14 protein-coding genes and 1 tRNA gene are annotated in these 13,507 nt (G+C 42.1%); all 15 read right to left on the minus strand.

The window, feature by feature from the left end:
• Positions 1-2: 2 nt before the first annotated feature.
• A complete protein-coding gene (locus tag MSBRM_RS13675) occupies positions 3-653 on the minus strand; it encodes a 30S ribosomal protein S4 (protein ID WP_048121143.1) in 651 nt (216 codons plus the stop codon).
• Between the two features lie 22 nt (positions 654-675).
• Positions 676-1,134 carry a 30S ribosomal protein S13 gene (locus MSBRM_RS13680; RefSeq protein ID WP_230628902.1) on the minus strand — a complete coding sequence of 153 codons (459 nt, stop codon included), beginning with the start codon at positions 1,132-1,134 and terminating at the stop codon, positions 676-678.
• A 400-nt stretch (positions 1,135-1,534) separates the two neighbouring features.
• The gene (locus MSBRM_RS13690) at positions 1,535-3,103 is read right to left on the minus strand and encodes a hypothetical protein (RefSeq protein ID WP_048121148.1); all 1,569 of its coding nucleotides are present in this window, start codon (positions 3,101-3,103) and stop codon (positions 1,535-1,537) included.
• A complete protein-coding gene (locus MSBRM_RS13695) occupies positions 3,096-3,833 on the minus strand; it encodes an ATP-binding cassette domain-containing protein (protein ID WP_230628904.1) in 738 nt (245 codons plus the stop codon). The genes MSBRM_RS13690 and MSBRM_RS13695 overlap by 8 nt, the downstream gene beginning before the upstream one ends.
• Before the next feature lie 502 nt (positions 3,834-4,335).
• A tRNA-Ser gene (locus MSBRM_RS13705) sits at positions 4,336-4,418 on the minus strand.
• Positions 4,419-4,619: 201 nt separating this feature from the next.
• Positions 4,620-5,621, minus strand: a complete 1,002-nt coding sequence (locus MSBRM_RS13710) for an RNA-guided pseudouridylation complex pseudouridine synthase subunit Cbf5 (RefSeq protein ID WP_048121152.1) — start codon at positions 5,619-5,621, stop codon at positions 4,620-4,622.
• Positions 5,622-6,106: 485 nt separating this feature from the next.
• The gene (gene cmk / locus MSBRM_RS13715) at positions 6,107-6,649 is read right to left on the minus strand and encodes a (d)CMP kinase (protein WP_048156036.1); all 543 of its coding nucleotides are present in this window, start codon (positions 6,647-6,649) and stop codon (positions 6,107-6,109) included.
• Entirely contained in the window at positions 6,649-7,269 is a 621-nt protein-coding gene (locus MSBRM_RS13720; RefSeq protein ID WP_048156039.1) for a DUF106 domain-containing protein, read from the minus strand. Before MSBRM_RS13720 ends, cmk begins: the two co-directional genes overlap by 1 nt.
• A gap of 260 nt (positions 7,270-7,529) precedes the next feature.
• On the minus strand, positions 7,530-8,639 hold the full coding sequence (locus MSBRM_RS13725; protein WP_048156042.1) for a transposase: 1,110 nt from the start codon (positions 8,637-8,639) through the stop codon (positions 7,530-7,532).
• Positions 8,640-9,165: 526 nt separating this feature from the next.
• On the minus strand, positions 9,166-9,444 hold the full coding sequence (locus MSBRM_RS13730) for a sugar-specific transcriptional regulator TrmB (protein WP_048121158.1): 279 nt from the start codon (positions 9,442-9,444) through the stop codon (positions 9,166-9,168).
• A 180-nt stretch (positions 9,445-9,624) separates the two neighbouring features.
• Complete coding sequence (locus tag MSBRM_RS13735) at positions 9,625-10,272, minus strand: adenylate kinase (RefSeq protein ID WP_048121160.1); 648 nt, start codon at positions 10,270-10,272, stop codon at positions 9,625-9,627.
• Between the two features lie 85 nt (positions 10,273-10,357).
• Positions 10,358-11,836, minus strand: a complete 1,479-nt coding sequence (gene secY, locus MSBRM_RS13740; RefSeq protein ID WP_048156046.1) for a preprotein translocase subunit SecY — start codon at positions 11,834-11,836, stop codon at positions 10,358-10,360.
• Positions 11,837-11,978: 142 nt separating this feature from the next.
• A complete protein-coding gene (locus tag MSBRM_RS13745; RefSeq protein WP_048121163.1) occupies positions 11,979-12,401 on the minus strand; it encodes an uL15m family ribosomal protein in 423 nt (140 codons plus the stop codon).
• A 10-nt stretch (positions 12,402-12,411) separates the two neighbouring features.
• The gene (locus tag MSBRM_RS13750) at positions 12,412-12,873 is read right to left on the minus strand and encodes a 50S ribosomal protein L30 (protein WP_048121165.1); all 462 of its coding nucleotides are present in this window, start codon (positions 12,871-12,873) and stop codon (positions 12,412-12,414) included.
• A gap of 1 nt (position 12,874) precedes the next feature.
• Positions 12,875-13,501, minus strand: coding sequence for a 30S ribosomal protein S5 (locus MSBRM_RS13755; RefSeq protein WP_048121167.1), 627 nt, complete (start codon positions 13,499-13,501; stop codon positions 12,875-12,877).
• Between the last annotated feature and the right edge of the window lie 6 nt (positions 13,502-13,507).

The following is a 13,507-nucleotide window of genomic DNA, read 5'->3' on the forward strand; positions in this document are numbered from 1 at the left end:
GATTATCTCCTCCCTCTTCTCTTCCTTCCGCCTCTTTCAGGAGCTTTTTCTTTAGCCTGCTTTGCTTCTGCAACAGCCCTTAAAGTGGTTGTGCTGTCTGCAAGAACAGATGCTACCTGCACAGGTCTTTCAGGATGAGATTCGCTAACGAGCGGAGAAGTTGAATAGTACCCGATATGCATTTCATCTTCCTTGGAGACGAGCATTCCCGGAACTGTAGCTTTTCTGCCGTTTACTGCAATGTGACCATGAGTGATAAACTGACGAGCCTGGACAACTGTCCTGGCAAGCCCGAGACGGAGAACCTGAGTCTGGAGTCTCCTTTCGAGAATATTTTCAGTTTTTAAAGAAAGAATGTCATCAATGTCGGCATCTGATTTGATGATGCCATAGCGGATAAGCTTCGCAAGAATTTCTTCAGATTGCGTCTTCTGATGCCCTTCAAGTCCTCTTTCCTGAGAGTTTGCAGCGCTTGCAAGTAATTTTCGGGCTTCAGACCTGTACATTCTGAGCATACTGGCTGCTTTCCAAACTTCTCTCTTGTTTCTGAGGCCGTATGCCTTTACAAGCTGAACTTCAGATGCCATCCTGGCTTCCTGCCAGGGATGCCTGGGAGTCTCGAAACTTTTACTTCTTTTACCTGGATATGCCATTTAAAATCACCTGACCGGAAAATCACTTTCTCCTGCTGACACCGACAGTTGACCCGCGGCGGCCTGTAGATTTCGTTCTCTGTCCTCTGACCTTAAGGCCCCTTTCGTGCCTTAATCCTCTGTAGGCGCGAACCTTCTTCAGGTTGTTAATATCTTCCCTGAAAGTCAGTAAGATGTCTGTTCCCAGCAGATGCTTGTCCTGTCCTGTTGCCAGGTCTTTTTGCCTGTTCAACATCCAGGATGGAACAATCTCCTCAAAATTCCCGATTGCGCGGTCTAGCTTTGACACTTCTTCATCTGGCAGGTATCCAAGTGTAGCAGTAGGATCTACCCCTGCGCCCTTTGCGATAAGGATAGCGGTGCGCCTCCCTATTCCTGGGAGACCTGTTAGGGCGTATTCCACGGGTTTTGCCCCCTGCAGGTCGGTATTCATAATCCGAACAAGATGCCTTAATTCTTCATTATTCTTTTCTTCTACCATATATTCCCTCCAGGGGAATGTATACAGCACCCTGTAGCCCCTGATCGAATACCCAAAAAGAATACACGAAAAGTCAGGAGCAGCTCTCTAAAGGAGCTTCTTTACAGCACATACTGATGAATTCATTTACATGCTGTTACCAGTATATAAGTATATCTGCGCTTAGTTCCAACTGAAAGATGATGTTAGGAAGGAATGAAAGCTGATGAATGAAAGCTGATAGCAGTTTGAATGAAAGCTGATAGCAGTTATGTTGGCCGTGGCTTGATATCAGGCATGCTGTAAAAAAGTCGAAAAGTATCTCAACCAGCAGCAATACCAGCAGCAACATAATTTTCAAAGAGATAAAAAGAGGGCGGTTCAACATCTGCCCTCTTTTTTAGTTTACATAAGGCCGCTATTACCGCAGCTTAAATGTCTTTGGTGCAAGCCTGTATGCAAGAATCAAGGCGACGGCAATATACACAATGCAAAATACTGAAATAGATGTGCCGAAAATCATAGTCGGGACTTTCTTACCGATGGCAAAATAACAAACGAGATAAGTAAAGAAATTGACAACGGCAAAAGTGCCACTTTTTATTTCGAGATTGATATTGTAAGGCTGCAAAAGATAATATAGCACCATGTTGTGTACCGAAAAAAATACCGACATGGCGATGATGGAAACAAACAGCAGCACATAATTGAACGCGTTGTCCGTTCCACCTGTAAGCCATAACAAAAGCGGCAGCCCGAGTGCAATTACCGAAGCGGGCATCAAGTTTATCAATAGAATGGATTTCAACCTTTCCGTAAAGAGAAGCAAAATTGCACGCGGTTGCCTGTAAAACCGATAGGCAAGCATACTGTGGTCACAGTTCATGAACATGGCCTGGGTAATAACCTTTCCGCGATTAATAAAATACATTATGAACAGAAAATAAGGCAAAAAGGTCAGCATCATCCCGTTTATTTTCGGTTTTGCCTCCGGGATAAGAAAACATGCCAGAATGGAAAACGCAAGCACTGCAAGGGAAATCAAGGTGATATTTTTGGCCGATTTGGTCAGCAGACTGCTGTGCCGCTTGACAAAAAGGTCGTTGAAATACTGATAGCCGCTTTTGCTGCTTGTTGCCTTAAGGTCTATATTCTTTTGCAAAGATTTTTGAGTAGCACGTGTAGCTATATCTTTTCTGTTCATAGCAAAACTATCCGCTGTGAGAAGTTCCTTGCAAATCCCTCGGTATTCAGGGAATTTGAGCACATACAAGAAGGAAAACACAGCCATAACAGCAGAAATGACAAACAGCACGAGAAAAACAGCATCATTCATGGCATAGCCGAGAAACGGCGGGAAATATGCCGCAGCCAATGATACAACAATGCCAACCAGAACAACCGGATCAAGATTATTTTCATTTTTTGCATGGCCGGTTCGGACATAATCATGAAGCGCGAGGGCAGTAAAAATCAGTTTTACAGAAACCACAAAAAGCGGCATCAAAAGGCAGACAACGGTAGGCACCCCGGAAAGCTGTCCAAGAAGCATCGTGAAAGGCAAAAATCCGACAACGATTCTCAAAAGGAAATAGAAGTAATTTGAAAGCGTATACTCCCGCGCGTTCATTCGCATGAGAAAAATGGCATAATACTTGTCTCTGGTGGGATGAAATATATGCGTGCTGAGGAAACCGCCCGTAATGGTAAGAAAGAAAAACATATGCATGAAGCTGTTTGCGGGACTGCTTTTCATATGATCTTTTAGAAGAAAGATAATAATAAACAGATAGAGCAGTTTGCCCAAAAACATCGAGATGATTTCCCACAGGATGCTGACGAAATTAGCAAATATTTTCAGCCCCTGACTTCTATAAAGCGAGACCGGCAACAGCCTGTTGATGACAGGGATGGATTTGAGCGAATAGATGATGCCATTGGCTTTATATGTGTTTTTCAGCCTGAAGGACGTAATGAAAGTTTCAATCATTCTCATCCCTTCTGAGGGCCTGAATAATTTTATTCTTAAAGGCCTCGTTGCTGAGGTCATCCTTTTCCATTTTTTCCAGAACCCCACCGCTCAGGATCACAATCTCGTCACATAAATCCAGAGCAAGCTCCATAATATGAGTAGAAAAAATAATAATGTGGTCTTTTTTGATCTGGCGCAGCAGAGTCTTCATTTCGTCGGCGACCACAACGTCAAATGAGGTCAGAGGCTCATCTAAAAGCAGAATAGCTGGATTTGCGATGAAGCTTACAAGCATCTGCATCTTGTTTTTCATGCCATGGGAATAATCTTTCAAAAGCCTGTCGCGATCCTCTCTTCCAATCTTTACAAAATCGAAATATTCGTCAATAGGCTTAATGTCCGGAATTTTTGTCACGTTGATGTCAAGAAAGAACTTTAAAAACTCTCTGCCTGTTAAGAACTCCGGAACGACTGGCGTCGACAGGACATATCCGATATCGTCCGGACAAACTTCTCTCTTCACTCCATTTTCTTCAAGGAGAATTGAGCCGCTGTCAATCCTCAAATCCTCATTGATGCAGTTAAACAACGTGGTTTTGCCTGCACCGTTTCTCCCGAGGAGTCCGTAAATTTCCCCCTTTCCAAAGGCAAAACTCGCACCCCGCAAAACCTCTATTTTGTCAAAACTTTTTACGATATCGTTCAGGATCAGTTTCATTTTTAACATTCCTTCTCTGTTTGTTTCCATTTATTTTTTCGTTCCCGCCTGAATCAATCGATCATTTTTCAACGGGGTTCTTACCTTGACATTGTCAGACTAACTTATTTTTTCTATCATAATTTCTGTATTATCCCATCTCTCCCATGCTTTTAAAAGATTTTTATCCATATTTTCATTCTGCAAATCCTATCTCTTTCAATTTAGAACTCTTTTTCTTTCACAAACTTACAACCAGTTCCAGCAAACATATAGACTTATCAGTCCCAGGAGCAAGAATTAATTCAACTTCAATCAAAACCTCAAGTATTTATGATCTTTTTAACCTGCTTTTAATAGGAGAAGTATTCAACACTTCAGGTACAGTGGAAATCTTTCTCTTGATCTTTTTTGGATGAATTCCAATTATTGATTTTTCAAGATAAAACTGAGTATCAGAAACTACAATCACAACAAAACAGATATGTCTGCAGATTTAAACGTAATTTAGAAAAGGCTTATAAACGTAATTTAGAAAAGACTTAAGAAGATACGCCGAGGGGGAGATTTGAACTCCCGAGGGGCTAGGCCCCACAAGCTTTCCAGGCTTGCGCCCTACCACTAGACTACCTCGGCACATACATTACAAAACTTATACCTAACCTATGATCAAGCTTTCTTTTAGAAAGGTTGTGGTCAAGCTTCCCTTTGGAAAAGTTGACATAATGCTTATGGCACGACTTATACCATAACGGGAATAGTGCTATATAAACTTTATTCTAAAAGAAGGAAGTGCTAAAAGAGTTTTAGAGGTTAGGATTTAGCACCACACTCTTTTTACTCTTTTTTATTCCAACCTTTCGGATAGGTTCCCGCCTCCATCATAATCCGGACCGAGGTAGCTGCAAGCCCGGTCGAAGCTTTGAGGAGCTCTTCTGTACTCATTTCAGCCTTTGCAAGGGCAATGAGCTCACCTTTAAGGGTAAAAAGCGCTGTAAGCTCTCCCTTCTTAAGATTTACATCCAGGCTTGTTATGCCCGGAACTGCCAGAGCAGCCCCTGAACAGACTGCATCTACTGCACTGTCCCGCAGGATAATTTTGGGAAGGTGAGATACAGCCGTTTCCATTGGCATGATTACACGCCGGATTTCAGACTCATCTCCCTCTTCCTTCCAGAGTACATATGCATCTTTGAGATCCTGAAGAGTGACAAGTGTTTCCTCGGTAAACGGGCCTGCTTTTGTCCTCCTGAGTTCCTGCATATGTCCGCCGCAACCAAGAGCAAGCCCAATATCATGACAGAGTTTCCTGATGTAAGTCCCGGCTTCGCATCCCACGCGAAAGAGCACAAAACTCCCTTCAATTTCAAGCACTTCAAGGTAATAGATCGTCCTTATCCTGATAACGCGTTTGACAGCTGATTTGATAGGAGGCATCTGGTAGATAGGACCAGTAAATTCCTCACAAACTTTCCTGACCAGTTTTTGAGGCATTTCCTTATGAAGCTTCAAGAGGCAGACATATTCCTTTCCAGAAAGACGCAGAGCAGGGACTGCCTTTGTAGCCTTTCCAAGCAAAGCGGGCAAAAGTCCTGTAACCTTAGGATCAAGTGAGCCTGCATGCCCTGCCGTACTCACGCCCAGAATAGCTTTTACCCAGGCTGCAACCTCGTGGCTTGTCGGCCCCTTTGGTTTATCAATATTTACAACCCCTTTCTCAATATATTCAAGAATAGGACGCTTTTCCGGATAAGAACCGTAAGAGGGGTTTGTCCAGGCGCCGGATTTCCGGACCAGAGTTCTTTCAGCTTCGGACGGCAATTTGCCAGCAGGTGACATAGTTTTTCAAAAACTCCTGAATTGAATTTATAGACGTAAACATGACGGATATACAGTAGCTTGACGTAAACATGATGGATATACAGTATGATGTAAACGTGATGGATATACAGTATGATGTAAACGTGATGGATATACAGTATGATGTAAACGTGATGGATATACAGTATGATGTAAATGTGATGGATATACAGTAGCTGGGAACATATGCATAATGAGAACGACCCTTAGTGAGAATAAACCTGAGATCTATAAATTTGAGAGTTATAGACCTGAGATTTACAAAAAGATTTACGGAAATTCCCTTAATATGTAAGAAGAAATTCCAGCATTATTAGTTCAGTATCAATTAAGAGAGAGTTCGATATTAATTAAGAGAGATCATATGCCGAATACTTATGATTGCTGTAATATCAGTATATCAGGTTCGGCAAATAAAACTCTACGCTTTATATAAAAATCCAGCTTTAACAGATTGAGGGAAATTACTCCGGCCCCATGAGAGAATCGATAGCTACCTTCAAAATGTCAAGAATCTGGTACTGGTTCCATTTTTCAGAATCAATAACGATGTCGTAAATCGAGAGGTCATCAATATCGATATTGTAATAGTTCATATAGCGGAGGGCCTCAGATTTTTCCCTCTCAACTGTTTTTTCGAGCTCTTCATCAAAAGAGACTGATTTTTCCCGATTCAGGATTCGTTTTACCCGTACAGATAACGGAGCCTTTATCCAGAGTTTAAGTACATTCGGAACTTCTTTGGCCATATGGCCTGCAAGCCTGCTTTCGAGGATCAGCTTTTCATGACTATGAACAACTTCCCTCTGATTTTTATCAATAGCCAGGTCAATTGAAGGGTCTTTTTCGGCCATAGCTCCAAATTCTGCAAGGCTCATTCCCTTCTCCCTGGCTATCCTCCTGAAAATTTCACCCGAGGAGATCAGTTCAAGTTCATAGTATTCTGCAAGAAGCTTTGAAACCGTTGTTGTCCCACTTCCGGGAAGCCCGCTAACTGTTATCCGCATCAGACCCCACCGATATCCAGTGCCTTTCTGATAAACTGGCTAACTCCTAGAGAACAAATAAAGTACCAGTATAACCAGTTCTGGAAGTACCAAAAAGCATGGGTTGTCAACAACTGTTTACCCCAGAAAGGAAAAACCATCGTGGCATTCCCGTGCCCGCTGATGTAATAATAAGCCCACATGAAGAGAGGAACGGAAATAATACTGATGTAAGCCATAGGCTTGAACTGCTGCTTGGACATCTTCATCTGGTCTTCCATCATTGCCTGGCGTTGTTCTTCCAGTTTTTTAAGCATATAAGTGTTCTGAGAAAGCTGTGCCTCCCGGAATTCCTTCTGGAAAACCTTCATACGTTCCTGGGTATTCCTCATGAGGTCCCAGTCAATTGTGTATTTTTGGATAAGGGATGAGTAAATAGCAGTAATAGACGCCATTACCAAAAGAATTAGAAAGAAATTCTCCTGCCCGACCAGAGCAAGTATGGGATTCATTAAAATCCCTACTACTTCCCCGACAGCCTCCCTGAAACCCTGCCCAAGAACCATAATCCCAATCATAAGGGAAAAACCGAGAGCCAGCAGGAACCGGTCTATTTGATTTTTTAATGTCTCCGAAACCAAGTTGTCCTCACCATTCAGATTCAATAGTTATTCTGAGATCTTCAAATGTAGAAGAATTCCGATAATAGAAGCTTGACAAGCTTAAAGTATTTAAAGTCGTGATAAATCAGCTCAATTACGGAGCCAATTTTAAACGATTACGCAGGTTTTTCTGGTTAATAAGTGTCGATGTATATATAAGTTATACTATTCTATGAAATTAAAGCAGAGAATCTCAAATTAGCTTTTAAAATCTCAAATCTAATTTGATACTCACTTTTTTAAAAGTATCTCCCAAACGAATTCTTATCCTCAACTTTATTTTGCATTTCTGTCAACACCAGTAGTTGATATGCTATGAAACTCAATAGAGAGTAGAGTTTTCTACTCTGATTTCTCACTCTTCTGATATCGAACTTTACTGTACCTTTAATATGTCCATGTATCTTTTCACATTCAGCTCTCTTTTTATACTGATCATCAAAAGTCTCATCTCTGATATTTTGGTTTCTTAGGTACATTCCTACCTGTTCTTTCCTTCCAATTTCATATAGAAATCTGAGTTTGTTTTCCATTGGTGCATGAATATCTCCACCGAGTTTCCACTTTTTATTCACCCAGTGATCGATTCGTTCCTCTTCACCTTCTTGATTGATTACTGCATTTGAAGCGTAGGAAATAATCGGTTTTGCGTTCAGATTATACCAAATATCAGAATGATTGAGGAATGAATCATAACCTCCGTCAGCAGAATAAAATTCCAGATTAGCGTTCATGTTCTTTAGAGCCTCAATATGATCGATAAGTTCTGGAGAGTCACCAGAAAGTCCTTTTGTATGAGTCATGAAAATTGGGTAAGTTCCAACCATTGTAATATGTGCCTTATCCATTTTGCATTCATAATGAGGATTATAATCAGCATGTTTGTCGTATCTTGAAGCTTCAAGTGGAGTGGAATCAATTTTTGCTTCCTTTTCCTGAGAAAGTTTGAGAATTTTCTCACCTATAAGCATCATTATCTCATTGACTCCTTTTTCTCCAAGTCTATACTTCATAAAATGATGAAGGGTTCCACCTGAAGGAAGTTTAATCTGGCCATTTTCATCATAAAAAGAAAGCAGGATAGCTTCTTCGTCTGTTAAGGAAGAAATGGTTTTATCATATGAGAGTTGCCTGAAACACTTCACAACAAACAGTTTTATCATAGAAGAAACACTGTACTTAAAGTGCCAACTTTTGTTGGTGTAAAAAGTACGTTCGACGTGCTTTGCAATATCGTCAATGCAAAGAAAGTACAGGAATTGGCAAATTGAAGTACTTTCTCTGCCCAAATAATTATCGAAGGAGTCCTCGAAGAGGACTCCTTTGTATAACATACTGTTTTTTGACATGAGAAAGGCATAGAAGGTATTGTTTTAAGTTGCCACTACCAAACAGAGACAAGTGCTATCAGAGTTAGTGGAAAAAAGAATAAGTTTTTAAGTCAAAATTCTAATTTGAGAGCCTCAAGCAAAGTCCTCCCGGAATAACAAAAAAATCACAGTCGAGAAGAAGCAAGCAAAACCCTGTAGAGTTTAAAAAAATCCATTGTCAGAGAAAACTTTAAGCTGGTAAATAGGTATGAAGACATTGAATTTGAGGGTGAAATCCAGCGTTTAAACAAATTACAGGAAAGTGAAATCGAAGAAGCTCAAAGCCGAAGCCCCATGAGTAAAAATTCTTTGTTTCAGGTCAAAATATCGGTATTTTCAGGTAAATATATTGGTATTTTCAGATTAATACTCCGATTGTTTCAAGTCAAAATATCGGTTTCAAGCCAATATATCCGGTATTTTTCATGTCAATATATCAGTATCTTCAGCGAATGTTTCGATCAGCGTTAAAATAGATTAAATCTGACTCCAATAATCCCAATAATCAAAGGTATTTCCCATCCAGTTTTTCTAAAATTGTTTTTCCCTCTTCTGTCAGGATATACTTTCTCCATGTGGTTTTTTCAGGAGTTAAACACTGAATTAAGCCCTTACTCTCAAGTTCCTTTAAAGCATGGCTGATATTCTGTGTGGATCGGCTTGTCTCATGAGCAATATCCGAAGCCCTTACAAAAGGATGCCTTTTCATAGAGTCCATCAGAATCAAACGGCGATCAACGCTGATAACCCAGTTAACCAGTTCATCGATCGAGTTTTCAGTCATATTAACTCAGCTTCTCCGTAGTGTAGTGTTTGTTGATATAAATAGCCACATATTATTTAAATACAAATTATTTGAATCAAATGAGTCCGAAAAAAGCAAAGCTTTTTTGATAAATAGCAAAACATGAAGAGAAAATAAAAAAGTTAGAGGATTTAATAAAATAAAAAAGAAATGAAGAATTTAGGCAAACTTTGTAAGAACTGCCTTTATTCCTTCAAAGACCTCATCGATATCTTTCGTGCCGTCTAGAGTTACCAGAATTCCCTGCTTTGTGTAATAGTCAATAAGGGGTTGGGTCTGGTTTTTATAGACATTGAGACGGTTCTTGACGGCCTCTTCTTTGTCGTCAGCCCGCTGGAAGACCTTACCACCACAAATGTCACAGACGCCATCTTTTTTCGGCGGGTTAAAAGTCCTGTGATAGCTCGCACCGCAGTTGCACATAAGGCGACCGCTTATTCTTTCTACCAGTTCTTCATCCGGCACTTCTAAGTTGAGAACAACATCTATGGGCTTATTAAGCTCATCAAGGATGGCTGAAAGAGCATCAGCCTGAGGTATTGTCCGTGGATACCCGTCAAGGATAAAACCTTTTTCACAGTCCTGTTCCTTCAGACGGTTCTTAATAATCCCTATAAGCACCGCATCAGGAACAAGCTCTCCTTTGTCCATATATTCCTTGGCTGCGAGCCCAAGTTCGGTTCCTTCCCTGACATTTGCCCGCAGGATATCACCTGTGGAGATCTGCGGGATTCCATAGTCGTCAACCATTTTTTTGGCCTGGGTGCCTTTTCCGGCACCTGGAGGCCCGAAGAGTATTATATTCATTTGAAGATCCCTGTGTCTTATCCTTTAGTTTGTTTACATTACATCTCTATTATTCGATTTTCCTTTACAGCTCAAAAAGAACCCTTTACTGTTCTCCAAAGAAGGAGCGAATCATCGGGTGCATTTCCATCATCTGCTCGGAAGCTATGTCCTCATAGAGACGATACACAATACTGACAGCCAGCAAAAGCCCTGTACCACTAGTGCTTCCAAGCGTACCGAGCAAGCTTGCAATCAACGTAAGAATTCCTATGAAAGCTCCACCTATTACGGTAACTTTTGGGATATAGCGCTGGGTAACTTTTTCAATACTGCTAATATTCCGCCTGAAACCCGGAATCTGCATGCCGGAATTGAAAATCTTCTGGGCTGTTGGTTTAGCTCCCATACCCGTTGTTTCTATCCAGAAAAGTGCAAAGATAATTCCACCTACGACAAGCATAGTAGCATCTGTAAAGACATGAAGTACAATCTGCCAGTTTGCAGGTGTAGCGGCCCCATAACCTGAAAAGGACTGTTTTACAAGAGATGGAATCCAATCATAAGGACTGTGTATCGGAGCAAGGTAATACATAATCCCATTTAGCGGCGTAGACCCCTGGAACTCTCCAAGGAAAGTGATTCCACGGCTGGCAAGGATAATTCCAATCATCTGGACATTCGCCTGAAGAGCTCTGACAAGGATCATCGGCAAGACTGATGCGTATATTAACTTGACCGGAAAACGGCCCCTTGCTCCTCTAACCGCACTGTGGGCGAGAGGAATTTCGATTCTTGTACTTTCCACGTAAACCACAAGCAAGAAAATAACAATCGTGCTTAGCAGTGCAAGAATACCTCCACTGACCAGCATGTACAACATGCCCTCACCTGAGAGAAGGTAATCTGCTCCGACGTTCTGGACGATATAAATCCATTTCGGAATCAACCCGACCGGGAGCCCGGAAGAATCAAGCTGCCAGTTAAAGATCCCTGTAACAATCTGCTGGGAGATTCCCGCAACAATGAAAAGCCCGACTCCTGACCCGATGCCCCACTTGGAAACTACTTCATCCATGAAAAGAATCAGTGCGCCTCCAATAAAGATCTGGACAAGAAGCAGGAAGGTGATTACTCCCAGGCCTACACCTAGAGAAGAAGCAAGCCCTGGATCCGGCTGGATATATCCACCAAGTAGCTGCGGCAGAGCTTCCAGTATGATCATGACAAGCACAAGGAACTTCTGAGATCCCTGAAAGAATGCCTGGTCTTTGGGGTCCGACAGGTCCAATTTGATGATATCTGCTCCAACAAGAAGTTGCAGGACAATCGAAGCCGTGACAATAGGCCCGATACCTAGGAGAATTAAAGATCCAGACGCGCCTGCAAAGAATGCGCGGTAAGATTCAAAAAGGTCAACCGAGTCCTGGGACATCCCAAAAAGCGGTACATTTGCCAGAGCAAAGTACAGCAAAAGGACTCCCAGAGTCCACCAGAGCTTATCCTTAAAATGGACATGTTTTTCCGGACTTGCTACTGCAGGTAACTTGTTAAAAAACGGTTCTAACGTATCCCTGAGAGTCATCGATTACACCATTCAAAATATAATTTATTATAATAATTAAAATGTTAGATCACGTTTTACCGTAAGATATTGGTAAGTATAGTACATCTAATATGAAAAAGTTACCAAAAGAATTAAAATAAGTAATGCCTGATGGCATTACTTATTCAGCATCGATGCAACTTCCACCAGCGGCTTCAATTTTCTCACGGGCAGATGCGGAGAATCCTTCCGAAGTAACAACAAGGTTCTTCATAACACGTCCGCTTCCGAGTACTTTTTCGATTCCGAGGTTTTCAAGGTTAATATGGTAAACACCATCCTTGATTTCTGCAAGCCCTTCTTCAACAAGGTAAGGAGCAAGTTCGTCAAGTTCTCCCACATTTACTATGGAAACATCCCTGGAAATTTCAGCAGGGAGCGTGAAACCATGCTTTCCGTAGCTGTATCCCCTGAACATAGCTCTTACAAAGTGGTGCTTACAGGCACCGGCTTTTCCACGACCTCCGCGGTTTCCGGCTCCACGCCTGTTTTTATGAGTCCCGCCTCCGCAGGTCCTGGACCCTCTGAACTTCTTTGTATCCATTCCAACCACCTTATCTCATTTTGTGCAGGAGTGCATTGATCCCATCGCCGTGGTCTCCGAGCTCGCCGCCCTGCTGTACGGTTCTTTTAATCCCTGCGTGTCCTTTTCTTGGAGGGTGAAGCCTGAAAACAGGCTTCAGTTTGGGAACGTCCTTTAGGGTAGCTTCTCCTTCAACAACAGCTTCAGCAAAAGCCTGAATTGAATCATAGGCTGTGTTTTCCCGGATGTATTCCTCAGTCAGGCGAGTATCGCCTTCGAGTCTTCCACGGTTTTCGAGGATCTCTGCAAGGGTATTTGCATCAATTTTCCCAAAGGCAACGTAATCCTTCACCTTCTGAACCATACCTTTGAAATGAGGATCCTCGGGCACAAGCACACAATGGTTAACCTTGTGCAGGCGAAGCATCTTCATCGTATCTTCAATCGTGTACCGGACATTAACCTGACCTCTCAACCTAACAATGGCATACATATCAGGCTTCCTCCTTACAGTAGACTGGCAGCCTCATAACATTGACCTGGTTAAGGGCATCAAAGGTTGCCTTTGCGAAGTTGAGGGTAGACCGGGTAGTTCCAAAGGTCTTGGTCCATACGTCTTTAATTCCGGCTTTTTCCAGCACTTTGGTTGCAGTATTCCCTGCAGCAATTCCAAGGCCTCTTGGTGCCGGAATAAGAGTTACGCTTACACTGCCTGCCTTTCCAGTTACTTCATAAGGAACGGTGTGAGGCAGACCACAGGCACATTCCCAGGATCCACAGCCTCTGCGGATATAGGTAATATCGAGCTTTGCAGCATCAATTGCCTTACGGATAGCAGGCCCTACCTGCACATCCTTTGCCTGCCCGAGCCCTACATAGCCATTTCTGTTCCCTACGATTACGGTTGCTCTGAATTTCACACGGCGTCCAGAGTCAGTCATCCTCTGAACCATGTTAATATCGAGTACCTCGTCTTCCAGGTCAGGAAGCAGCATATCAATTATCTGAGGTTCCCTGATAGGCAAGCCTGATTTGATTGCTTCTTCCATGGAAGCAACCTGTCCTTCCATGACTAATTTTCCAAGCCTGGTTTTTGGAACCCATTCTTCATCGAATGCCATTTAATC

The organism is Methanosarcina barkeri MS (assembly GCF_000970025.1).
GTDB lineage: Archaea > Halobacteriota > Methanosarcinia > Methanosarcinales > Methanosarcinaceae > Methanosarcina > Methanosarcina barkeri.